Below are 23,331 nucleotides of genomic sequence, written 5' to 3'. Positions count from 1 at the left end.
GAACAAGCGATCGCCATTTTTAATAAACTCCCTGCCTATAATTACCCTAAACAGATCCAAGAACAACCAAAGGGCAACAAAGAATCATGTTGGATTTGCTGATTCAAAACGGGTTAATTTTCGATGGTTTAGGATCTGCACCTGTTCGCGGTGATATTGGGATTCAAAATGGCCGAATTGTGGCGATCGCTCCTTGTTTACCTGTTGAAACCCGTGAAGTGGTTGATGCTTCCAAACTTTGGGTTACACCAGGATTTATCGATATTCACACCCACTACGATTTAGAGTTGGAAATTGCACCGGGACTGAGCGAATCAGTGCGTCATGGTGTTACCAGCGTTGTCATTGGCAATTGTAGTTTGTCGATTGCGATCGGTGAACCCCAAATGCTGGCAGATATTTTTCAAAGAGTGGAAACGCTTTCTCATCGCCTGATTGATAAATGGCTGAAAAAGTCGGTTTCCTGGCAGACACCAGCAGAATATTTACACCATTTGCAACAGTTACCACTTGGCCCCAATGTTGCGCCTTTATTTGGTCATAGTGCATTACGCGCTTATGTTATGGGATTGGAACGTAGTTTAACTGTTCAGCCAAGCAAATTCGATCTAAAAATTATGCAGCAAATTACGGCAGATGCTTTAGATGCTGGATTTGTTGGCGTTTCTATTGATATGTTTCCTTGGCATCGGATGAGTGGAGAATGGCAAGGTTGCACAATTCCTTCTCAACACGCCAACTTAAAAGAATATGCGATGCTAGCCAAACTCTGTCAACAAAGCGATCGCGTTTTTCAAGTCACTCCCAATTTACAAAAGCTGGCTTCCTTTATAGACATTCTGCGGATGGGATCGGGGATTGGACAAAAACCACTGCGGCTAACTGTTCTCTCAGCCTTGGATGCTGTACACGATCGCAAACTATGGCGAATATTTTCCCCCATTCTGTTTATCTGGAACCGGATTCTAAACGGTAATGTTCGCTTTCAAACATTAACCGAACCCTTCACAATTTACTCAGATGGCCCTGTCACCCCTTTGTTTGAAGAATTCTCGACAGGCGCACAACTTAATGGTTGTAAGTCACGACAGGAACGGCAACAACTATGGCAATCTGAAGGTTTTCGCCGCCAATTTCGCCAAGAATGGAACAGTAATTGGCGTAAATCATTCCATCGTCAGTTAGATTTGATGGAAGTTGTTGACTGTCCCAAAACAAATTGGCAAGGGTTAAGCTTTGCTGAAATTGCCCACCAAAAGCAGCAGGAACCAGTGGATTTTTTCATTCAGGCGTTGCAGACTTACGATACAGATTTGCGCTGGGTGGCTACAGGAGCCAACGATCGCTTAAAACCTCGTTTGGCTATGATGCAACATCCTTATATTTTCCCTGGTTTTACTGATGCTGGCGCTCATGTGCGTAACCTTGGCTACTATGATGGTGCTTTATCTTTGCTCAAACAAGCGATCGCCACGAGTTTCCTTTCACCGGAAGCTGCGATTTATCGTGTCACGGGAGAACCTGCTAGTTGGTTTCGTCTTGATACGGGAGTGCTGAAAGTTGGTGCGAAAGCAGATATAGTTATACTCGATCCCAATGCTTTAAATCAGCCAATTAGCCCACAAGTTCAAATATCAGATCCAGTGCTGGATGGTGAACCTCGGATGGTGAAGCGCGGTTCAGATGAGATTATGCAAGCGGTTTATATTAATGGAGTTCGGGTTTTATGTGAGGGGAAGGTGAGCGATCGCTTGGGGCGTGAAAAATTGGGAACTGTGTTGTCTCCGTGTTAATCAGGTTATGTCACGCTCCAGACGCAGAGGCGCAAAGAATCGCGTAAGCCTTCGAGCTAGCAAAAAATGTTTTCCTCAAATTGGTTGCTTTACAATAGACACTAAACCTTGAAGTTGCAAAGCAGGCGATGAATACGGATAATTCCCCAATAGAAGATAAGCCGTCAGCAGATTTGGTATCTGTGGCAGAGTTGCAGCGCCAGCTTAATGAATTACTCAAGCAACTATCGCCAGAGCGATTACAGGTGCTTACTGATTTTGCAGCTTACTTAGCAAATGCTGAAAGCGAAGCTGCAACCCAAGAACTATTGGCAATTCCTGGCTTGCTAGAGCGAATTAAGCAAAATCAAGCAACCCCTAAAACTGATTACACAAACTGGAGAAGTCTTCGCTCTGATGTATGAAGTTCTTCTGCACCCTGATGCTCAAAAAATTTATATCAGTGCTGACAAAGCCCTAGCGAAGAAAATTGCCCGATGTTTGCAGCAACTAGAGCAAACTCCCCAGTTCCACCCCAACGTCAAAGCCCTCAAGGGAGATTATGCAGGGTACTATCGTTACCGAATCGGCGACTACAGGGTGATCTATACGATAGACGATGAACTGATGCAGGTATTTGTTGTGGCGATCGCCCATCGCAGTGAGGCGTATGAGCCGTGAGGATGAGTTTATGAGGGCTATGCTAACAACTGTAAGAAGTGAGCGATCGCTTGGGGCGTGAAAGATTGGGAAGCGTTTTGTCTCCGTATTAGGGAGGTAGCTCACGCAGAGACAAAGGAGGCGCAGAGAGGATTCAGCCTAATTTTTGTTTTTGCGCTTTACTCAAGGTAATGTTAATGCTAACTGCACTTTAGGAGAATATTGATCATGAGCCAGTATGTTTTACTTCGGATTCAAGCTATTCAAGAAGAATTAGAAGCATTGAAAAAACTGTTATTCATCAACTTGAAGGTTCTCGAAATAAAACTCAAATTAAAGGTTTATGGAAAGATGTGATTGTCACTGATGAAGATTTAGAAGTAGCTGAAAAAGCAGTTTTTCGAGATGCAATTCAGTGGGAAGATTAAGTTACAAATGGATATTTATGTGGTAGATACCCATGCTTTAGCTTGGTTTGTCAGTGAAGATAAATGATTATCGCCAATTGGTAATAATTCTTGGCGATCGCGGTAGCCATTCCCTGCGTGAGTATCACTTCATATTACTCATTGAAGATTATTACATAAAAAGAATATCCAAAAAATTTTCGAGTAAGTGAGTAAACATCTAGACACGCTGCAATTTAATGCCATTTCTTCTCTGGAGAATTATATTAGAATGAGATGTAAGAAGTGTGACATGAGCAAGCAAGAATCTGAGCGACAGCCTATTTCCAAGTCCACCCGTTTTGAAATTTTCAAACGAGATAAATTCACTTGTCAGTACTGCGGTAAAAAGGCACCGGATGTTATTCTTCATGCGGATCACATCAATCCGGTATCAAACGGTGGTACTAACGACTTATTAAACCTCATTACATCTTGCATAGATTGCAATCTAGGCAAAAGTGATCGGACTTTAGCAGATACTACCATCATTGACCGTAAGCGCTTGCAGATGGAGGAACTTCAAGAGCGGCGTGAGCAAATTGAGATGATGATGGAGTGGCAAAGAGGCTTAGTTGAGCTTGATCAGTATTTAGTTGAGCAGATAGCTGAATTTTGGGCGGAGTTAGTTGAGCCATATAGACTTACTGAGCAAGGGCTGAAGAGTTTAAAGAAGCTGCTAAGACAGCATAGCGCCGATGAAGTTATGGAAGCGATGCGAGTTGCAACTCAGCAATACTTGCAATATGAAAACGATCAACCAACCCAGAAGAGTGTTAGCCATGCATGGTCTAAGATTGGGGGGATCTGCAAAATAAAGAAAGTGGAGAAGAGTAAGCCTTATATGCGGGAACTATTCTACATTAGAGGTATTCTTCGGAAACGATTAAACTACTTGAACGAATGGCAATGCCTTAAACTTTTAGAGCAAGCTTATCATTGTGGTAGTGATATTGGAAATCTCAAGGAACATGCTTGTAACGTTCGTAATTGGACGCAGTGGCGACAAGATATAGAAACATTCATTGAATCTGCGAAAGAAGCTGATCCTGACTCTGACGATCTCAATGAATTTAATGAAGAGGAGCCGTCTGAATTTGAGAAATAAAATCAATAACCAAATTTTGGAGCATCCTTTTACAGATTATTGGGATATTTTTGTTCTTAAACACCAGCATCCAATTAATATTGCTCTCCATATTGTAGGGATATTCTTTTTTTACGGTTTGCTCTTTTCTGCCTGGAAGCTGCAAAACTTTTGGTTACTCTTGGGATTACCATTAACTCAGTTAATTGGATTAACCGGACATTTTTTATTTGAGCGTAGCCATATCGATCTACAAGATGCGGTGTTTTCTTGGCGGGCTTCTTACTGTTTAGGTAGAATGCTACTCAGGGTAATCATGGGTAAATATCAAGATGATATTCGCCAACGACAAGAAATATTAAATAATTATCACTCAAGCAATTATGCAAATATTTAACAACTGGAATGTCATTGCTAAGGGTTGGTATATTGCCTGTCCTAGCCATGAATTACCTAAAAGAAAAGCAAAATCTGTAGAAGTATGCGGTCAAAGAATTGCTATCTTTCGCGGTGAGGATGGGCTAGTGCGTGCTTTGGATGCTTACTGCCCTCATTTGGGAACAGATTTAGGAATTGGACAGGTTGATGGTAATTGGATTCGTTGTGCATTTCATCATTGGGCATTTGATGAAGCAGGAATATGCCAAAATATCCCCTGTCAACCAGAGATTCCGTCTAAAGCAAAAGTACAAGCTTATGCGACAGCAGAAAAGTATGGATTTATCTGGATTTATCCTGACGCTGTAGCACCAGAAGGTGTGGCTGATTTTGATGAATTAAAGGGTAAAGAAATTGTTGCACAACCTGATACAGCATTTGAAAGAAGTTGTCACCACCATATTTGTATGATGAATGGTATTGATGCCCAACATTTAAAAACAATTCATCATTTAGATATCAAAATGGATTTGTCGCTACATCGCAGCGAATTAGGTACACAAATTGACTTTACAATGCGGGGACAATTTCCTCAAACAACTTTTCGAGAACGATTAGGTCAAAGATTTCTTGGTTCTAACTATGAGTATTCCATGCGGTATGCTCATGGTTGCATTGGTTTGTTAACAATGATGAAAAAAGTGCGGCTGTTTCCCCCATTGCATATGATATATGCATATACTCCAATTGCTCCTGGAAGAACGCGGATTCAACCGATTTATGTAACTGAAAAACGCAAAGGATTTGTAGGATATCTGCTCAGTAAGTTTTTGCTATTCTGCACTCGATTGGCTTACTATATGCTCCGAGATGAAGACGGCAAGATTTACGATAATATTCGCTTTAATCCGAAGTTGCTCCTCAGTATTGATAAGCCGTTGGCTGAGTATATGGAGTATGTAAACGAGCTAGAACCTTCTCGATGGTCAACTCCTGCGGTAAATTCAAAAATTATAATTCAGAATTAAGTAAATTAAATTTTAGGGTGTGTTATTGCTTTAGTGTAACGCACCAACAGCAATTCAAGGTGCTAAGGTGGGATAGGTAATCCAAAATCTCAAATCCAAAATTGCTATAAGTATTGTAAATAACCATTCTGGAATCTGTCACATTACACCGTAATTTCACCAATTTGCTCGTTAAAGTGTTAATCTAAGGCTTTCTCCAAACCGAGCTTAGGTAAATTCCGAATAATGAAGAGTTGGCTGGTTCCTGTTCAAAAGCTGCAACCAAGCGATCGCATAGCCATGTATGCATTGCTGAATAATCATTTCAAAGGTGTAACTTGGGATGCGTTCCAGGCTGATCTAGAGCGCAAAAACTGGGTGTTGTTGTTGCGCGAAGAAATAACCAATGTTCTAAAAGGCTTTTCAACCCTAATGTTGTGCCAAACAACTTTCTCTGGAGAGCGAATTAGTGTTGTGTATTCTGGCGATACGATTGTCGATCCCAGCGCTTGGTCAAGTACAACACTACCACGTACCTGGATTGCCGCAGTTAATTATCTTCGCCAATACCATGCCCCAAACAAACTATACTGGCTGCTAATTTGCTCTGGTTTTCGCACCTACCGCTTTCTCCCTACCTTTTGGCAAGAGTTTTATCCCCGCTATGATGCAGCAACACCTGCCGATGTTGCGAATCTAACAACACATCTGGCACAGGAATACTATGGTGAGTTTTACGAAGAAACAACTGGTATCGTCCGCTTCCAGCATCCCCAAATTCTGCGGGAAGGTTTAATAGAAATCCCCACAGGAAGACAGACTAACCCCCATATCCAGTTTTTCGAGGAAAAAAACCCAGGCTATCGACTAGGGGATGAATTGGTTTGTTTAACTGAAATCCGGTATGAGAATCTGACCCGTGCTGGACAACGGATGTGGCAGTCAGAATCGTTGTTAGAATTTGTCCAAGATTCTGTTCTTATTTAACTTCTATGCATCCTACCAGCCCAAACTCGAACTTTAATAACCCGACACAATTTGTACAGGGATGGTACTGGGCATTACCATCTAAAAAATTAAAACTTGGCAAGGTGAAAGCTGTAACGCTACTGGGTAGAAATCTGGCAATTTATCGAGGAGTCAGTGGCCAGGTGGTGGCGGTGGATGCTTATTGTTCTCACATGGGCGCACATTTAGCAGAGGGTAAGGTAGAAGGTGATGGCATTCGCTGCTTCTTCCATAATTGGAAATACGATGAACGCGGAATTTGTGTAGACGTTCCTTTCCTCGGAAAACCTTTACCTGTATGTATCAAAACCTGGGCAACGACAGAAAAGTACGGCATGATTTGGGTTTGGGTCGGAGAGGAAAAGCCAAGTTCGCTACCCTTCGTCCCGGAATTAGAACAGGTCGACTGCGATTATATTTTGGGGACTCGCTTTGTCAAAAACTGCCATCCCAATGTGCTGCTGATTAATGCGATCGATGCTCACCATTTCAATACAGTACACAATCTACCTTTAGAGATTGTATTTGATTCCCAAGACCTCAACTCCAACGCTATTACCTTCAGCAATACTACACGCGGCGGCGATGATTCCTGGTTAATCCGCCTGATTCGTCCTTTATATCGCAACGAAGTTACTTATAGTATGTGCTATTGGTATGGTAGTACTGGGACTGTCACACTGGGGCCGGATTTTCTGCACTTCTACATCATATTTGCGCTGCGAATGATTGAAGGTGGCAAAACCGAAGGGCAAACAATCTTAGTGACTCCCAAGCGACCTGGATGTTTGGGTTGGGGTGTAAATCGTGGGTTGTTGTGGTTAACGCAACAGGTTGGTAATTACTTCGCCAAAGGCGATACTCAAGTATTTCAGACAATTCAGTTTGATTTGAAGACTCCTACCAAAGCAGATCAGTCAATTCTGCAATTTATTCAACACGTTAATCGCCAAAAAGCTTTAAGTTGGGGAACTTGGGAAACTGTTGATAGTCCAGAAAACAGCGATCGCCCTTCTTCATCTACCTCTTTAATGCTTTAGTATGACTAATATATATAAAATTGCCGGACTCGACCTACCGCATATAGATCCCAATGACCGATTGCAACGCATACTAAGATCAGCATTGCCAAATTACAGCGATAGTTCTTCACAGCAGCAATCAGATTATTGGAATGCAAAATTTTTCAACTTGCATCAAGTCAAAATATTTCAACAAGCAAGTGTAGCCGAACAATCTGCCATACTAAAGCTCACCAATCGTAGCCTCTTAGAGGAATCATATTTCATTGAGAAAGCAGGCGTTGGCTACATGGCAAAAATGGTACTGTTAGCAGAAACAGTTGAGGAGCGAATGCTCTATGCACTGTTTACGGCTGATGAAGCTACTCACCTCAGCCAGATAACCAATTTTTTACCAGAACTCGAACCAACTAACAGCAACGATCCATTTCTCAGTTTACTAGCAGAAGTAGTTGAAAGTGCAGATAAAACAGTGCTGTTGTTTGTGCTTCAGGTAGTATTAGAAGGATGGGGCTTAAGCCATTACCGCAGATTAGCTAAGGAATGTCGCCATCCAATCCTGGCTGAACTTTTCACCAGTTTTCTACACGCAGAAGCCCGTCATCACGGCACAGGAACTACCTTATTTAACCAGATTTCAGTTGCAGCATCCAGTCAAACAGCAATCCTTGATGTGTTGGCACAGTTTTTATCTATGGTGCAAGTAGGGCCGCAAAACGTCCTAGCAGCCGTTGAACAGGTGAAAGGACATCTTTCGCGATCGCAAAAAATCCAAATCCTAGAAGAATTAGATACACAAACCCACAGTGGAACCCGATTACAAATACTGCGATCGCTCATGCGAGGAGCATCAGCACAAGCGATCGTCCAAGCCTTAGACGAGCGAGGAGCCTTTGAACCACTCTCCCCTCAGAAATGCGTGTATTAATCAGGCAGGGATAGCTCTAATAAAACTTCTGTGTGACTCTGCGTGAACCTTTGCGCCACTCTGCGTTTAAAAATAAAAAATATATTTTATGGAAAATACTATTTACAAATTATCAGATAGCCCAACTACCTATCGCAAATTACAAATTAACCACACCCGCAACAAACAGCAGGATCACACTGCTTTAATCGATGAAGCAGCCGCCAATTTTCGCTATGAAGATTGCCAAAACGAGTATTGGAATCCAGAAGAATTTTCCCTACTCTACGGCACACCTTTATGGGAACAATCCAGCCAGCATCAGCGTGTAATTTTAAATCAACTTTACTGGGTAGCATACTACTCACAAATTGTTTCCGCCGAAATAGCAACTATCTATTTCAATCAAACTAGTGCAGCAGGGCTTTATGCTCAAGAAGATTTCCGCTTAATCTGCGATACCTTAGATTTGGAATCCTCTCAAGAACGGGCGCACATTAACGCATTTCGCACAATTGCCAAACAAGTTGAGCAAGCATTGTTTGGGGAACTCATCTTTACCTATCCAATGCGCGGCCCCTTTACCGAAACGATGGTTTATGCTGACACCAATGCTTTAAAAACTTGGTGGAAAAAGATTCAGCTGCAATACTTCGGGCTGATTTCTGCGAATAATACATTTTTGGCTTGTCAGTATTTCACAGTCCGAGGAATAAGGACACTAAATGGTAAGTTAGTACAGCATAAACTCAGCAATTATTATCAAAAACATCCCCATCCAGATACTGCTCCTATTCCTGCCAAAATCTCTTACTATCACTTTTTGGATGAAAGCTTTCACTTTAATAGTTCGACAATTATATCTCACGATATTGTTACCTGCCTTCCTACAGAAACTGCATTTGAGCGACTGGTTGCTAATTTAGGATTGCTGGGATGTCAGCGTGATCACTTTCACTTTTCGGCTGCGATTAACGGAATTTTCTGGTATGATCCGGCGTTGTATACGAAGATTTATTATATGTTGCGATCGCCGATTTTTGATATGAGCAATAAGGATGCTAAAGAAATGATGCGTCGCTGTTTTACGGAGGAATCTGAAGGATTGCATCGCAGTTTTTTAACCCATCAGGAGGCGATGCAATCTTATAAGGTGTATGTGGAAAAACTTGATTACCTTTGGAAGCGTAATCGAGAAATGTCGCTGATGGGAGCTAATTCGATTTCTCTATATTTAGCGACTCAACAAAGTACTTTTAGGCGTTTTGAGCAACATCAAAGTGAGGATTTATAGCATTTTTTATCTCACGCAAAGGCGCAAAGGCGAGGCAGCGACGGGTACGTAGGGGGTTCCCCCCATGAGCGACTGCCGTTGCAAAAAGAATGCAAGAGTCTAGTTTAAATACTATGTCTAACCTGTGTATTATCTCCTTTCCCAGAAGTGATTATGTTCCTATCACTTTGGAAATTCATCAAAATTTATCTGAGCATCTCACAATTCAGAATTCACCTGTATTGTTTGGTTGTCGGACTGGTATTTGTGGAACTTGCTTAGTTGAGGTTATTGGTGAAATTTCTCCTCTGCCCCTCTGCACAAGTGCTCCCCTGCTTCTTTGCTCATGTACTAAATCTGCAAGATGCACTGGTTTTATGAGGGCGATCGCTTTTGGTGGTTTCTTTGAACCACAATAGGACAGAAGGGATAACCGCGCTCATCACCTTAAGAAGGATTTTGAGGGCAGAAAGCCCATAATCCTGCTGTACTAATTTAGGATTATGGGGATGTCAGCGCGATCGCTTTCACTTTTCGGCTGCGATTAACGGGATTTTCTGGTACGCTCTGGCGCTGTATTCTAAGATTTATCGGGTGCTGCGATCGCCCATTTTTGAGATGAGCGATGAGGATGCTAAAGAAATGATGCATCGCTGTTTTACCGAAGAGTTGGAAGGTTTGCACCGCAGTTTCTTAACTCATCAAGAAGCGATGGCATCTTATAAAGTATATGTGGAAAAACTCGATTAACTTTGGCAACGAAATCGAGAAATGTCATTGATGGGCGCTAATTCAATTTCTCGATATCTGGTGACCCAACAAAGGGCTTTTCGACGTTTTAAACAGCATAAAAATGAGGATTTACAGGGATTTGCTGCAAATCAACAGAGTATTCAAAACAAGCTCAACTGTGTGTATAAGCTAGTAGAATATTCATAGCAATCGAAACAAATCTTAATCTATATATTTGAGAAAATAAAAGTCATTTACATGATTTTTGTCAGAAGATATCAGTGGAAGATAAGAAGGTGACTATCATGCAAAAAGAATATATGGAGATTTTAGAAGCATTACTTAATAAATTGACATTATCAGCAATCTTAGAAATGTTAGAGCGAATATGCCACAAAAAAGCCGAAAATTTGAGAACTCATTGGCAAGATGAAACTTCAGCAAAGCTTTGGGAGAAAGCTGCTAGACAGATAGAACAGATAAATGTTGATGTTTGATGAAACAATAAAGCTAGGTAAATAAAAGGGATTGAGCGATCGCGGGCTATTTAGTGCTAAAGATTTTAAGTTCGTGTCGCTGTGGGTTAATTGATAAATTGATTATGTCTGACCTTTGTAAGATATCCTTTCCGGGAACTGATTATCCTCCCATCAATCTGCAACTCCATCAAAATTTATCTGAGCATCTGACAATACAAAATTCACCTGTATTATTTGGTTGCCGGACTGGTATTTGTGGAACCTGCTTAGTTGAGGTGATTGGTAAAATTCCTCCTCCCCAACCCGATGAACAGGAAATGCTAGACACATTAGCGCCCAACAATTGTAATGCACGATTAGCCTGTCAAATAGATATTACAGGGAATTTAGAGATTAGAGTTCTGAGACAATGAATCACCTGAGCGGGTATACTTCAGCACCTTGTTAAGTTGCTGTGCGGGTCAGCTAACGGAAACAGAAATTTTTACACTGACAACAATTGGTTGACTGTTAAGAATTATTAGTTACGATTATTCAGTATTTCTTATGTTATATTTTACCTTATTTGTTACACAAACTTTATATAGCAAAAAATTTTACAATTTTTAATGCCAAGATTACAAATGTATAAACTTAAATCCATAGCTACAAACTTTTTAATAATTCAGGGTATTAATTTAACATATGCTATGTTAAATTCATTAATTTTTGTGATTTCTATCAATGGAAGAAACAGTTCACGACAACTTTTTCAAGAATTTTACAGTAGTGACAGCAACTATATCTGCCGCAGATTATCTCCCTGAAACATCAGGTATTTATGCTTTGTATCATGCATTTGATTTTTTAGAAAATAACTTGTCTGAGTATATAGATAATCGCATAAAAAATACGGTCTTCAAAACAAAGTTCTCTGAGGAAGATAATAGAAGTAAGTTTATCGTCGATACTTGTGGAGAGTCAGTTCGTTTATCTCCAAAAATGGAGCAATTTCTCAAAGCTATTTCTCAGCCTAAAGAACGAAGAATCTTAAAAAATCTTCTAATTTCATGCAGCATTCTCCAACGCCCAGATTACATTGGCACGGCAATCAACTTACGAAATAGATTTATTCAGCATTTGGAAAGAGATGATGGGTTTTTCTCAAAATATGGAAATTTAAGATCAAATGATGAATTTTTATTCGTTTGTTTCCCTTGTCCAAAAAAGATTTCTAGAGAGTTGGAAAGCCTGTTAATTCAACTATGCCAGCCTAAGTTTAATGCACAGAGGAGTTAGACAATGGAATTAGATAATCAGTCTCCAGAGACAATTGAATATAAGGCAATTAGTGGTAAGTTTGGTAGTGGTAAGTTTGAAGTTAGGTACTTCATAACAACTCTTGAGCAAAGTGATGCAGTAGAAAATATTAGATTTGCTGATGAAATTCAAGGTAGTTGGAGCTTTTCTGAACGAGTTCAAAGAAAACTAGATGAAACCAGAGCAAATACAGAAATATTTTCTTACCTAGCACAAGATGGAATTCGGTTTTTTAATTCAATTGTCGTAGTACTGTTACCCAACTCGAATGACCAAAGAGAGTTTTGGGATTTCTCTACAGTTAGTAGTCAGGGTAAAATTGTTGAAAAATGGGTGAATTTAAAGTTATATAAGAACGTAGCTAGAATTGTAATTGATGGGCAACATAGACTTCTTTCCTTAAAGAAATATTGGAATGTTCATACTGGAAAGGAGGCTTTAACACCTCAACAAATCAATGAAAACTTCCATTGCTTAGAAACCTTTGATATACCTGTTGTCTATCTAGTATTTGGTAATCTTGGTAGGGTTGGTTATTCAGATTTAACCGAAACTGTAAGAGATGAAATAATCAAGGCTACTCGTAATATCTTTACAGTTATAAATAAAACTGCAAAATCAATTGATAAACAAACTCAACTCTTGCTTGATGACAGTAAAATATCAGCACTAATTCCTAGAAAACTTTTAGAGGAAGGAGTGCTTGAAGATAAATTTGTTAAGTGATCTTCCAAATCCAGAAACCTAACTCAATCAGAACCTTATTTAACAACTCTAGATTTGGTTAGCCAATGTACTGTTGAACTATTAAAAGATTATAACAAGCAAGCTTTAAAAAAATCATTCAATTCACCAACTGAGCGTAATAGTGCGCTGGAAACTTATTATGAGTCTCATCCTAAACTTTCTAAAATAGGCACAAAAGCATTGCTCAAGTGGTTTTTTACAGAACTTCAGCCATTCAAAGACTGGGTATCACAGATGAGCTACGTAAATATAAATATTCCTATTCAACCAGAGCAACCTCGATTAACTTCAAATCAAAAAGCAAGTATAAAGAAATTACGAGATTCAAATATTCTCTATACTGTCCTGGGACAAAAAATTCTTTTTTTTGCTGTTTCACGATTCTTGCTCAGGATAAACGCAGAGCATCGTATACCAGAGACGCTTAATGCCATATCGCGTAGTATTACTAAAATGGATAAAGACGGCTTTTTCAGCCGAGATCAATCTCATTGGTCTAATGTTCTAGTGCGTCCAAATGAAAACCTAACTATGATAACTACAGGCTCTGGATATGAGAAATGTATAGAACTTGTCAGAATGATATTGTCTGATTCCTCTGAGGGTGTTAGAAAATTGATAGAAAGTACTAAAGATGATGTAAGTAATGACGTTAAGTGGAATGAAAACTTGATTTCTTCTTGGAGAAAAGATTTTCATGTAATATTGCCTGAAGTTGAATTGCCTGATGAGCAGATAAAAGAATCTTCTGAATCAGATGACTCCTTTACTGAAGTTCGAGATTTGCTTGACTCTTCTGAGGACGACGAAGAAGAATCTGATGAAATTGAAGATGATGACGATATTTTTCAAGAAACTGAGGAAGTAAAAGATTAAGCTGTGATATTGAGGGCAATTAAAATTGCACAATCGCTCTCTCCCCTAATTCTCACCATGCAATTTGCAGATTTTTGGTATATTGTTGCCCTCAGTGAACAGCTACGACCTAATACTGTACTCGCACGAACCGTTTTAGGAGAGTGGCTGGCGATATTTCGTGGCGAGGATGGACAAGCTGTGGCGTTGCGCGATCGCTGTTTGCACCGCAGTAGTCGTTTGTCAGCTGGTAAAGTATGTGAGGGTGCTTTGCAATGTCCTTATCATGGTTGGGTATACGATCAGGGTGGTAATGTTATTGCTGTTCCTGCTGAAGGAGAAGATTTTAAACCTTCCCAACAACGTCAAGCGAAGCGTTACGCAACTAAAGAACAGGATGGTTATATATATGTGCGGTTAGCCAATACCCCAAGCGAAGAGTTTGAACCGTTTTCTATGCCTCATTATGGAGAATCAGGTTGGGAGACGGTGCGGGTGATTAACCGTTTTGCTAACAACGTTACTAATTGTGCGGAGAATTTTATTGATATTCCCCACACAGCTTTTGTGCATCCAGGTGTTTTCCGTACTTCCCGCCAACAAAAGTTAGAGATGACTGTAGAACGCTGGAATGGTTCGGTTTTGGTAGAGTACCGCAACGAAAACAGCAATTTGGGATGGTATAGTCGATTTCTGAATCGGGAGGGTGCGGAAATTAAACATAGCGATCGCTTTTATATGCCCAATATTACTTCTGTGGAATATCAAATGGGACGCGATGCCTTCGGCGGGTTTCACCAACGCCATTTGTTTATTACCAGTCAATCTATCCCAGAAACCGATAATTCAACTCTGGTTTACACTGATGTCACCTACAACTACGGCATCTGGAATAAGCTAGCACGTCCGTTTGTGCGGTGGACTGCTCAACATATTATCAGACAGGACATTGAAATTTTAGGCGTTCAGGGAGAGGCGATCGCTAAATACGGGACACAATTTTCTAATACCCCTGCTGACACAATTCATGTATTTGTGGAGTCAATTAGAGCAGCGATATCTCGTGGAGAAGACCCGCGATTATTGCCAAACCAGTCAGTCAATATAACTTTTTGGGTTTGAGAGTTTTGAATATGCAAATTTTTGCACAATTAATAATTTTTACTACATTCATCGGATTATTCGGGTGGACTATTACTAATCAATTTGGTCGAATTCAACTTCAAGTTAAAAGTCGTGAAGATTGGCTATTAGATGGTGTAGGCTTAACAATTCAGGGGATTTTGATTCCCTTGCTACAAGCTACTTTAGTTTATTGTCTTTACCATCATTTATTACCTAATTATCAGGGTTATTTAAAATTAGCACCAGTTTTTACTTTTATTCTCAGTTTTGTTTTAGTAGATTACTTATATTATTGGAATCATCGTTTATTGCATAATCGATTGTTTTGGCAAGTTCATCAAGTACATCATACCGTCACCCAGATGGATGTATTAGGCACTTCTCGTAACACTCTTTGGACAAGTTTGTTAATTGTTTATTTATGGATACACACTTTGCTTTTGTATCTATTAACCGATCCAACAGGTTATTTACTAGGAGTCAGCTTAACTTCTGCCTTGGATTTATGGCGACATAGCCGCTTGATAATTTCTAAAAATAGCTGGCTGTATCGATTTCTATTTCCCTGGTTAATCTTACCGCAGGATCATGCATGGCATCATTGCAGTGAAGTTGATCATTGCAACTATGGCGCTAATCTGAAAATTTGGGACAAGTTACATGGAACCTATTATGAAAGCAATGAATTACCATCTGTGATAGGAATTACCACCTCATTAACCTTCAGTCAAAAACTTTTATTTCCCTTTTCATGACAGCCTCCGATGAATAATTTTTACAACCATGCATAAAAATATCTTTTCCCTCAATTCCTTAGCCCTTAACCTAGCTTTACAAGGTGTTGTGTAATGAGCTAAATTGTAGTTTAGTTAACTAGAGGTTAAAATCTCAGGTTTGAGAAAAGAAATGTTGCGCTTGGCAGGTGTTTAAGGAGTTTATAAAAGAAAGTCCAGTATTTGTGATGGTTTACGGGCTTTTAGAGTTAGAGAAAGCACTATGTCCCAAAGCCTGAATGAACTATTTGAACTTAGTGCAAAAAACTTAATACACTCGTTTGAATTAGAAAATACCTTACTTTAGATATATTTATTCTAAAAATATATTCAACTTTAGATATACAAATTTTGATTTTCTACTATCTTTAGATATATTTATTGTTTAAAACTAATTATTTTTTTGCTTAATTTTTATTATTTAGATAAGTTGAATATTATGATAACCAACTAAATTTATTAGCAAAAAAAACCGAGCAACTTTTGTTTAAAAACTATCATGTATAATATTATTATTCCAACGGGGAATATTTTATTTTTCCAAAAAAGGTACTGAGATAAATGTCTCTAAAATTTCCAGTAGTTTTAGCGAGTTAATTTAGAGTACAGTATCATGAATATGAAAAAAAGATGCCATAAATTTAGGACAAAGTATTAGTAAAAATAGGTAGAGTTTGGTGGGTAGAAAGCATTATCGAATTACCTAAATTTAATTGGTTTTTCGGCCCATTTTTAAATGCAAAGGATGCTTTATAAGCTCAACCGGGATATATAGAAGAGATCGAGCAGGCAGCAACTAAAAAAATTACCATTAATATAAACTGCTGCCAACCGCAGAAACTTATGATTATTGAGGATGAAGAATCTGAATGCGCTTACTTCCTCTGTATTTAGCGAATGTAAAAATAGAATTCAAAAATTGGGTATATTAGTTATCAATCTAGTAGGCTTAGATAATTTATAGAATCTAAGTTATTGCTCAATTTTATTTGAGTAAGCTATGTTTTTATAAATTAAATAAGACTGCTAAATAACTATTTATACTTGCGATACACAAAATGAGTTAGTCATTGATGACTGGGATATTTTGCCCAGGCTGGGGGTAAAAATATCGTTTTAGACAAGTCCTTCAACGTTCAAGATGGCACTCTAAATTTGAATTTCTTGGCCAGTAAGGACAATATTAAATTCTCGACTATTGAAATTGTCCCTTTGAGTGCAGTTGGTTCAAAGGTAATTGTGTAAGTGACTGCGGGTAATACTGCGATCGCAGAAGGAGGAGCTAGTAATACTTGCTCGTTAGTTTTTAATACCAAATCTACAAACAATGTAACGATTAACCTAGCAGGTGGTGATCAAATTACGCTAGGGTAAGCCAGCCTGACCCTTCACACCTGATAACTAGAATATAGCCCAAACTCTTCTGTTAAAGCTGTTGAGGATACCTTAATAGAGGGCATTCAAATAGTAAAGATTAGCCACACTACTACAACTACAGATAACAATTACACAATCGTTAGGAATGCTAACGTTAATATTATGATTACCGACAACAATGCTAATGCAGTTACAGGCAAAGTCATTCGGATCGATACAGGCGCAACTAAATCTTATACTGATACCAAAGGTCTAGTTTGGGAAGCAGATAAGTATTTTGTAGGAACAAGCACGACCTATTCCACTACTGCTCCAATCGGTAAGACAGAAGACGACGCTCTGTATCAAACTGAGCGTTATGGCAAAAACTTGGCTTATCAGATTCCGGTAACGAACGGCAACTACAGCGTTAAACTACACTTTGCAGAGAATTATTGGACTGACTTTAATAAGAGGATATTTGACGTCTCTTTAGAAGGTCAGAAAGTGTTCGATGACGTCGACATTTTTGCCAAATCCAAAAATGCCTTTTTCACAGGTAATAACTCTGCCTTGGTTCTATCTGCACCAACCCAGACTGTGACTGATGGCATCCTCAACATTGATTTCGCAGCCAGCGTTAACAACGCTACTATCTCTGCTATTGAAGTCATCGCATTGATTGGGCCACAAGTAGTTTTGCAACAAACGGCAGGCCAAACTCAGGTCACAGAAGGGGCAACCACTGGTGATAATTACTCGGTGGTTCTCAATAGCAAACCCACAGCGAATGTGACGATTAATATCGTACCTGGCAATCAGCTCAGCACCAACAAGACTAGTTTGACCTTCACCCCTACTAACTGGAATGTAGCTCAAACAGTAACTGTTAAAGCAGTTGACGATAAGGTAGCAGAAGGTGCCCAAACAGTAAATATTACTCACACGATCACTACTACAGATAGCAACTATAAAAGTCTCAGTGCCCCAAATCTTGCTGTTGACATCATCGACAATGATATCGTTGCTATCAGCTTTAGTAAGAAAACTGTAGCTTCAGTTAGCCAACCTACCGTCGGAGCTTGGGGCCCAGATGGTAGGTTTTATGTGGGTACTTACAATGGTGAAATCAAAGCATACACCTTTGATCAGAACTACAACGTTACTGCTACCCAAACAATCACCACTATCAAGAACCTAAACAACAACCAGATACTAGGGATCGCTTTTAACCCTTACGATACTTCTGGTGCCCCAAGTATCTATGTTGCTCATAGTAAGCTATATGCCAATAATGGTGGTAAAGGTTTTCCCAAAACTGAAAAGTCTGTTTATAGTGGTGAAATTTCAATACTCGAAGGAGCTAATTTCTCACAACGGAAATCTTTAATTACAGGGCTACCGGTTTCAAACCATGACCATGGCATTAATGCTTTAACGTTTGATAACAAAGGTGATTTATACATTAATGTTGGTGGCAATACTAATGCAGGTATTACCAATGACAATATAGGTGGTATTCCAGAGTCTCCTTTCTCGGCTGCTATCCTCAAAGCTGAAATTTCCAAATCTAACTTCAATGGGCAGATTAAGTACGAACTACCAAATCCTCTACCACCTGGTTATGAGATTCCTAGTGAATTAACTTTTAATCCGGCAGATAGTCAGGTCTTTGGAGATATAGCAAAAGTCAAATCTGGTGTAGATGTTTCTGTATACGCTAGTGGACTTCGTAATGCCTTTGGTGCAGTTTACACCACAAAAGGATTAATTTATGCCACAGACAATGGTTACAACTCATCATTTGGAGACATCTCTACCTCGGCTACAACTCAAACACCAACAACTACCAATTCTGCCCCAGATGAACTCAATCTGATCAAAGCAGGTGAATACTACGGTCATCCCAATCGAAATCGTGGACGCTCTGACAATCGCCAGAACACTTATTATGGAGCAGAGAAAGCCAGTGTTTCAGGAGTATATACAGCTCCACTGACAACTTTCTCTCCTTCAACCAATGGAATTGACGAGTATCGTGCCACAACATTCCAAAACCAAATGCGAGGTAATTTAATTGCCCAGCAATGGAATGGCACATTCTATAACATCAAACTCTCGGCAGATGGAACGAAAGTGCAACAAACTACTACCCTGACTGGTGTTGCAGATGGTTTAGATATCAAACATGGGCCTGGAGGTGCGATTGTCGGCGTTGATTTGACTGACAACTCAATTACGGTTGCGCTTCCTAACGATCCTTCGGCGGTAGATCCTACTGTCTACGATTTATTCCCCTGGAGAGCGCCAGCAGTAGGTGGTAATACATTCGTTATAGGTGGCAAAAACTTCGGTAACTTGGGGAATACTAAAGTCTCCATTGGTGGACAATCTGCATCTGTTAAATCAGTTTCTGACCAAAGAATCATTGGAACTGTGCCAAACTTTGTCGGCAAACAGCTCATTGACCCCAACGCTAACGGACTCTTAGATTTGGTTGTTAACACTAATGGTAAACAGTCAGTAATGGCAGATGTATTTTTGCCCTTAACTGGAACAGCCTACTTCGTTTGATGGGATAAAATCGGCGTTGTTTGGTTGATAGCTTCAAACCTCTGACGATCGCCAATTATATCATCGATGAGCCAGCAAAAAGATTCTTGCTGAATCAACTGAATGCGATCGCTCAATTTTATTTGCGAGCAAGCAACCTGACGATAGTGATTGTAGGCTTAGTGTACGAAACCGTGCAGATTTTTGAGATCACTTTTCGCTCAAATGGACGTATAAAGCGAAGCCTAAAGGTGATTTATGGCACTTGCAAACAAAAAAATGTCCCGCCGTATCATAAATATTTTGGGCAAAGCGAAGATATATTTGCGCTGTCGCTCTTGGGGGCGACAGCGCCGGCGGGATATTCTTTTTATTGGCTCTCCCTATAACCCTATGCCCACTTATAGCTTTGAGCAACGTCGCGGATGGGAAGAGCTATGTCGCAAATGGGAAGAGCAATGTTGTGAACAAGAAGAGCAACATCGCAAATGGGAAGAGCAACGCCGCGAATGGGAAGAGCTACGTCGCAAACGGCAAGAGCAACGCCGCGAATGGGAAGAGCAACGCCGCGAATGGGAAGAGCAACGCCGCGAATGGAAAGAGCTACGTCGCAAACGGGAAGAGCTACGTCGCCAAGGGGTCATTGCAATTTCTGATTGGGTTTTAACCACATCAGACGGCTGTTTCGACCCTCACTCGGTTAGCAAAAGGTAGAAGAGCTTAATGTGTTATCTCTCTAGCTTAAACTTTAGTAGGCGATCGTATTCGTCTTTGATTACCCCATAACACTCGCAGGAGGTCTCTTCCAGCCCTTGCCGATCAATGGTTTTAATTTTCTTTCGGCTGGATTCGATGAGACCTTTCCTTTCCAGGTGGTTGGCGGTTTCGGTGATGCTGGAGCGGCGCACGCCCAGCATATGGGAGAAGAACTCATGAGACAGGAACAGTTCATCCGAGTGAAGACGGTCACTGGACTCAAGCAGCCAGCGACACAGGCGTTTTTCTATAGTATGAAGGCGGTTGCAAGCAACATTCTGCGAGATTTGCGCGATATAGGCCTGCGTGTATTTCAGCATCACGTCCCGCAGCGACTTATTGGTGTCGAACTCCTGGAGCAGATGCTATGCCTTCATTCTTATCGCTTTGCCGGAAACCTGGACGATGTACTCGGTCTGCGTCGTTTCGCTCCCGCCCATGAAGGCGTTGATCCCTACCATCTCGCGGCTGCCGACCACTCCAGCCTCAGCCGTGCTGCCGTCGTTCATCGTGATGGTGACCGAGATCAGGCAGGTGAGAGGGAAGTAGACATCTTTAATAGTTTCGCCGGGTTGGTGGAGCATCTCACCGTATGAAAGCTCAACCTGCTCCATTTTGTTTTTGAGCTGCTCATACACCTTGGTAGACAAGGCGGCCAGAAGATTTTCTGCAGCCATATGAGTTGACTTTTTGGCTTAATAAGTTCCTAAATCCATCGTAAGAATATTTGTTAAAAATTTAAGAACAATCTTGCCACAGCGTTTGATTCATAGCTTCAAACTCTTGGCGATCGCCAATATATTATCGATGAGTCAGCAGAAAGATTCTTGTTGAATGAACCGAACGCGGTACTGATGAACAGTTTGATAGACAACGCTTACAGCTTCCCGTGTCGCGGTGCTAGCCTTTGAATTTGTGTACAGGTTCGCTAAGATAGGAACAACAAACACCCACTGCATTAACCCATTTGGGATTTTAGCTTATACAAAGACGCAAGGCACGACGAACGTATGCTTCCCATGATTCAGGTGTAGGTTGAAATATTAGTGCATAAAGCATAATTGCACTCATCGTATCAAAGACTAATCCTGGGTCTAAATCTGCCTGAATCTCATTTCTGGCTTTTGCTCGTTCAAGGACAACAGCAAAGGCTTGTTTTCGAGGTTGTAGATATTTTGTACAGTAGATTTGAGCAAACTGAGAATTGTTTGATGCACTGTTGATAATCATGGCAACAGTTTTTCGCCCCAAAGGACTGAGGGTAATTTGTGCAGCATTCTGAATCAATTCATCAATATCGTCCCAGAGATTACCTGTGTTAGGAATTACGACATCTTGCCTAACACTCTCAATCGCATCAGCAACTAGTTCTTCTTTAGAAGAGTAACGTCGGTAAATAGTAGGTTTGCCAACCCCAGCACGAACAGCGATCGCATCAATACTCATACCATCAAAACCAAATTCTGCCAACAATTCTAAGGTTGCTTGCAACATTGCTTGATGAGCTTGGGTACTTCGGGGTCTTCCTTGTGACTTTTTATTGGTATCAGTCATAGATGTTATTATAATTTACGAAACGGTTTCGTAAAGAATTAGGAATCGTACTATGAGCCAGTGTCCTCGCCCGCGCTATAAAGATAAACACAGCACCCAGACTCTTCAGCAAGGACTCGATGAATATTATGCGGTGAATCCGAATATCACCAATCCTCAAGATCTGCCACCAGAATTTGCAAAAATTTTGCTAGCGCACGATGCCAGTCATGTCACCTACGGGTGCGATACGGGAATGTATGATGAACTTAAGTTGTTGCCCCTCACTTGGTGGACAAGCGACTACAAGTTTCATGACCACTTACAAACGCTCAAAGATCCAACCATTAGTCCGGCAATTCGCGTCATGTATGAGGACTTGATTAAGCAGCATGGTGTTTTGTGGTTGTATAGTTCAATTTTCTTAACTTTGCCACAATTACTGCCAGAATTAACGCAGATGTGGCTCAAAACTCGTAAGCGTCGGCGTTATGTTCCTTTCTTGAATTTTGAACCGCTGCTAGAGCGATCGCTTTTAGAAATTCGTCAAGAGTTTGACCTTTTGCCTTTTGTAAAATAATCTATTTTCGCTAGTTATCCGTTGATGCTCAATATTAATTAGAAATTGATATGTTAATAACTTGTGTTTGAGCTTGTGGGCAAGTTTTTAGGTTTGGCTGTCACGACAATTTCCATATTGCAACTTAAAGCATTTAAAAATCAAAATAGGTTTAGAGCTGAAAAGCCCGATAATTTTCCATTCATCAAAACTGCTACATATTACCGAACAGAAGATGCCAACCAATAAGGGCGATCGCCAAATCTGCTAGTAAATGACTGATATAACATGCCCAAAGGGAACGGTAGGTTAAATAGCACCACGACCATATAGCACCAGCTATAAAAACCCCAAGAGAACCTACAACGACAACAAGCCAGTTTACTGTATACGCTGCTAAAGCAATGATGTGATGTAATGTAAAGCATAACGCAGTGAAAAATATAGCTCCGGTTCTAGAAAAAAGAATTTCGCATTTACGACCAATAAACCATCGCCAGATGTATTCTTCAGCTAGAGAGTTGATAACAGTAAAGTAGAATGCACTGAGCAGATATACAGTAGGACTGGCAATACCGATTTGTTGCGCTTTTGAACGCACATCAACAATATTGATCCAGTGCTGCCAAACAAGCCAGTAGGTACTAAGAATCATCCCAAACATTAGACTTCCTAAAACCGCCCCAGCTAGACATTCTCCTTGTGATGGTAGCGACACGATGAGTTTGCCTCGTTCAACCCAGAAGAACCATATTAAAGGTAGTGCTAGTATCCAAATTCTCGTTACAATAAATAACAATTGTCCTACTGTGCCTGGGATAAAAAATCTAGCAGCGATACCAATACTAGCAGCAGAGATAACTAGGAAAATAGCCAATCCTGCGCTTTGATGAGATTGGTTTTTGAGCATCATCGATCCTGATGAACTGGTAATGTTAATAATTTGTTTGCAAGTTAAACTTCAAGCCAGATTAATTAATTTTTAGTCTAACTATAAAAATATA

General features: G+C 40.2%; 29 protein-coding genes. 23 read left to right on the top strand and 6 right to left on the bottom strand.

Annotation, left to right across the window (positions count from 1 at the left end):
- The first annotated feature begins 86 nt into the window (after nt 1-86).
- The 20 genes from AC5JL8_RS31995 to AC5JL8_RS31900 all read left to right on the top strand — a co-directional run bounded on the left by AC5JL8_RS31995 (nt 87) and on the right by AC5JL8_RS31900 (nt 15,552).
- Entirely contained in the window at nt 87-1,793 is a 1,707-nt protein-coding gene (locus tag AC5JL8_RS31995; RefSeq protein ID WP_495883698.1) for an N-acyl-D-amino-acid deacylase family protein, read from the top strand.
- Between the two features lie 128 nt (nt 1,794-1,921).
- Nucleotides 1,922-2,197 carry a hypothetical protein gene (locus AC5JL8_RS31990; protein WP_495883697.1) on the top strand — a complete coding sequence of 92 codons (276 nt, stop codon included), beginning with the start codon at nt 1,922-1,924 and terminating at the stop codon, nt 2,195-2,197.
- Nucleotides 2,190-2,453 carry a type II toxin-antitoxin system RelE family toxin gene (locus AC5JL8_RS31985; RefSeq protein WP_495883696.1) on the top strand — a complete coding sequence of 88 codons (264 nt, stop codon included), beginning with the start codon at nt 2,190-2,192 and terminating at the stop codon, nt 2,451-2,453. Before AC5JL8_RS31990 ends, AC5JL8_RS31985 begins: the two co-directional genes overlap by 8 nt.
- 207 nt (nt 2,454-2,660) lie before the next feature.
- The gene (locus AC5JL8_RS31980; RefSeq protein ID WP_495883695.1) at nt 2,661-2,789 is read left to right on the top strand and encodes a hypothetical protein; all 129 of its coding nucleotides are present in this window, start codon (nt 2,661-2,663) and stop codon (nt 2,787-2,789) included.
- Between the two features lie 342 nt (nt 2,790-3,131).
- Nucleotides 3,132-3,986: an HNH endonuclease gene (locus tag AC5JL8_RS31975; protein WP_495883694.1), complete on the top strand. Its 855-nt coding sequence runs from the start codon at nt 3,132-3,134 to the stop codon at nt 3,984-3,986.
- Nucleotides 3,976-4,362, top strand: coding sequence for an Mpo1-like protein (locus AC5JL8_RS31970; protein ID WP_495883693.1), 387 nt, complete (start codon nt 3,976-3,978; stop codon nt 4,360-4,362). The genes AC5JL8_RS31975 and AC5JL8_RS31970 overlap by 11 nt, the downstream gene beginning before the upstream one ends.
- Nucleotides 4,349-5,371 carry a Rieske 2Fe-2S domain-containing protein gene (locus tag AC5JL8_RS31965; RefSeq protein ID WP_495883692.1) on the top strand — a complete coding sequence of 341 codons (1,023 nt, stop codon included), beginning with the start codon at nt 4,349-4,351 and terminating at the stop codon, nt 5,369-5,371. The genes AC5JL8_RS31970 and AC5JL8_RS31965 overlap by 14 nt, the downstream gene beginning before the upstream one ends.
- A gap of 225 nt (nt 5,372-5,596) precedes the next feature.
- A complete protein-coding gene (locus AC5JL8_RS31960) occupies nt 5,597-6,337 on the top strand; it encodes a hypothetical protein (protein WP_495883691.1) in 741 nt (246 codons plus the stop codon).
- Between the two features lie 5 nt (nt 6,338-6,342).
- Complete coding sequence (locus AC5JL8_RS31955; RefSeq protein ID WP_495883690.1) at nt 6,343-7,398, top strand: aromatic ring-hydroxylating dioxygenase subunit alpha; 1,056 nt, start codon at nt 6,343-6,345, stop codon at nt 7,396-7,398.
- 1 nt (nt 7,399) lies between these two features.
- On the top strand, nt 7,400-8,308 hold the full coding sequence (locus AC5JL8_RS31950; protein WP_495883689.1) for a ferritin-like domain-containing protein: 909 nt from the start codon (nt 7,400-7,402) through the stop codon (nt 8,306-8,308).
- 88 nt (nt 8,309-8,396) lie between these two features.
- Nucleotides 8,397-9,581, top strand: coding sequence for a P-aminobenzoate N-oxygenase AurF (locus tag AC5JL8_RS31945; protein WP_495883688.1), 1,185 nt, complete (start codon nt 8,397-8,399; stop codon nt 9,579-9,581).
- Between the two features lie 113 nt (nt 9,582-9,694).
- Nucleotides 9,695-9,979, top strand: coding sequence for a 2Fe-2S iron-sulfur cluster binding domain-containing protein (locus tag AC5JL8_RS31940; RefSeq protein ID WP_495883687.1), 285 nt, complete (start codon nt 9,695-9,697; stop codon nt 9,977-9,979).
- A 124-nt stretch (nt 9,980-10,103) separates the two neighbouring features.
- A complete protein-coding gene (locus tag AC5JL8_RS31935) occupies nt 10,104-10,310 on the top strand; it encodes a hypothetical protein (RefSeq protein WP_495883751.1) in 207 nt (68 codons plus the stop codon).
- A 287-nt stretch (nt 10,311-10,597) separates the two neighbouring features.
- Complete coding sequence (locus tag AC5JL8_RS31930; protein ID WP_495883686.1) at nt 10,598-10,789, top strand: hypothetical protein; 192 nt, start codon at nt 10,598-10,600, stop codon at nt 10,787-10,789.
- Between the two features lie 104 nt (nt 10,790-10,893).
- Entirely contained in the window at nt 10,894-11,184 is a 291-nt protein-coding gene (locus tag AC5JL8_RS31925; RefSeq protein ID WP_495883685.1) for a 2Fe-2S iron-sulfur cluster-binding protein, read from the top strand.
- Between the two features lie 310 nt (nt 11,185-11,494).
- Nucleotides 11,495-12,049 (top strand): GIY-YIG nuclease family protein, encoded by a 555-nt coding sequence (locus AC5JL8_RS31920; protein ID WP_495883684.1) that lies wholly within the window; start codon nt 11,495-11,497, stop codon nt 12,047-12,049.
- A gap of 3 nt (nt 12,050-12,052) precedes the next feature.
- Nucleotides 12,053-12,796 (top strand): ParB N-terminal domain-containing protein, encoded by a 744-nt coding sequence (locus tag AC5JL8_RS31915; RefSeq protein WP_495883683.1) that lies wholly within the window; start codon nt 12,053-12,055, stop codon nt 12,794-12,796.
- A 54-nt stretch (nt 12,797-12,850) separates the two neighbouring features.
- On the top strand, nt 12,851-13,693 hold the full coding sequence (locus AC5JL8_RS31910) for a hypothetical protein (RefSeq protein WP_495883682.1): 843 nt from the start codon (nt 12,851-12,853) through the stop codon (nt 13,691-13,693).
- Nucleotides 13,694-13,750: 57 nt separating this feature from the next.
- Complete coding sequence (locus AC5JL8_RS31905) at nt 13,751-14,794, top strand: aromatic ring-hydroxylating dioxygenase subunit alpha (RefSeq protein ID WP_495883681.1); 1,044 nt, start codon at nt 13,751-13,753, stop codon at nt 14,792-14,794.
- A gap of 11 nt (nt 14,795-14,805) precedes the next feature.
- The gene (locus tag AC5JL8_RS31900) at nt 14,806-15,552 is read left to right on the top strand and encodes a sterol desaturase family protein (RefSeq protein WP_495883680.1); all 747 of its coding nucleotides are present in this window, start codon (nt 14,806-14,808) and stop codon (nt 15,550-15,552) included.
- Nucleotides 15,553-16,706: 1,154 nt separating this feature from the next.
- Here the strand turns inward: AC5JL8_RS31900 and AC5JL8_RS31895 are convergent.
- Nucleotides 16,707-16,898: a hypothetical protein gene (locus AC5JL8_RS31895; protein WP_495883679.1), complete on the bottom strand. Its 192-nt coding sequence runs from the start codon at nt 16,896-16,898 to the stop codon at nt 16,707-16,709.
- 211 nt (nt 16,899-17,109) lie between these two features.
- On the opposite strand from AC5JL8_RS31895, the gene AC5JL8_RS31890 reads away from it, so the two are divergent.
- Entirely contained in the window at nt 17,110-19,500 is a 2,391-nt protein-coding gene (locus AC5JL8_RS31890) for a malectin domain-containing carbohydrate-binding protein (protein ID WP_495883678.1), read from the top strand.
- Here the strand turns inward: AC5JL8_RS31890 and AC5JL8_RS31885 are convergent.
- Complete coding sequence (locus tag AC5JL8_RS31885) at nt 19,488-19,616, bottom strand: hypothetical protein (protein ID WP_495883677.1); 129 nt, start codon at nt 19,614-19,616, stop codon at nt 19,488-19,490. The genes AC5JL8_RS31890 and AC5JL8_RS31885 overlap by 13 nt on opposite strands.
- A gap of 121 nt (nt 19,617-19,737) precedes the next feature.
- On the opposite strand from AC5JL8_RS31885, the gene AC5JL8_RS31880 reads away from it, so the two are divergent.
- On the top strand, nt 19,738-20,193 hold the full coding sequence (locus AC5JL8_RS31880; RefSeq protein WP_495883676.1) for a hypothetical protein: 456 nt from the start codon (nt 19,738-19,740) through the stop codon (nt 20,191-20,193).
- A gap of 14 nt (nt 20,194-20,207) precedes the next feature.
- Here AC5JL8_RS31880 and AC5JL8_RS31875 read toward each other — a convergent pair whose 3' ends face one another.
- From AC5JL8_RS31875 to AC5JL8_RS31865, 3 genes are all read right to left on the bottom strand, one after another.
- The gene (locus AC5JL8_RS31875) at nt 20,208-20,555 is read right to left on the bottom strand and encodes a Crp/Fnr family transcriptional regulator (RefSeq protein WP_495883675.1); all 348 of its coding nucleotides are present in this window, start codon (nt 20,553-20,555) and stop codon (nt 20,208-20,210) included.
- Between the two features lie 45 nt (nt 20,556-20,600).
- Entirely contained in the window at nt 20,601-20,912 is a 312-nt protein-coding gene (locus AC5JL8_RS31870) for a cyclic nucleotide-binding domain-containing protein (protein WP_495883674.1), read from the bottom strand.
- Nucleotides 20,913-21,210: 298 nt separating this feature from the next.
- A complete protein-coding gene (locus AC5JL8_RS31865; protein ID WP_495883673.1) occupies nt 21,211-21,789 on the bottom strand; it encodes a TetR/AcrR family transcriptional regulator in 579 nt (192 codons plus the stop codon).
- Nucleotides 21,790-21,841: 52 nt separating this feature from the next.
- Between AC5JL8_RS31865 and AC5JL8_RS31860 the strand changes: the two genes are divergently transcribed.
- The gene (locus AC5JL8_RS31860; RefSeq protein ID WP_495883672.1) at nt 21,842-22,348 is read left to right on the top strand and encodes a hypothetical protein; all 507 of its coding nucleotides are present in this window, start codon (nt 21,842-21,844) and stop codon (nt 22,346-22,348) included.
- Between the two features lie 193 nt (nt 22,349-22,541).
- Here AC5JL8_RS31860 and AC5JL8_RS31855 read toward each other — a convergent pair whose 3' ends face one another.
- Nucleotides 22,542-23,240 (bottom strand): CPBP family intramembrane glutamic endopeptidase, encoded by a 699-nt coding sequence (locus tag AC5JL8_RS31855; protein WP_495883671.1) that lies wholly within the window; start codon nt 23,238-23,240, stop codon nt 22,542-22,544.
- Nucleotides 23,241-23,331 lie beyond the last annotated feature (91 nt).

Source organism: Mojavia sp. (genome assembly GCF_059505145.1).
This window is presented reverse-complemented; position numbering and strand designations above follow the sequence as displayed.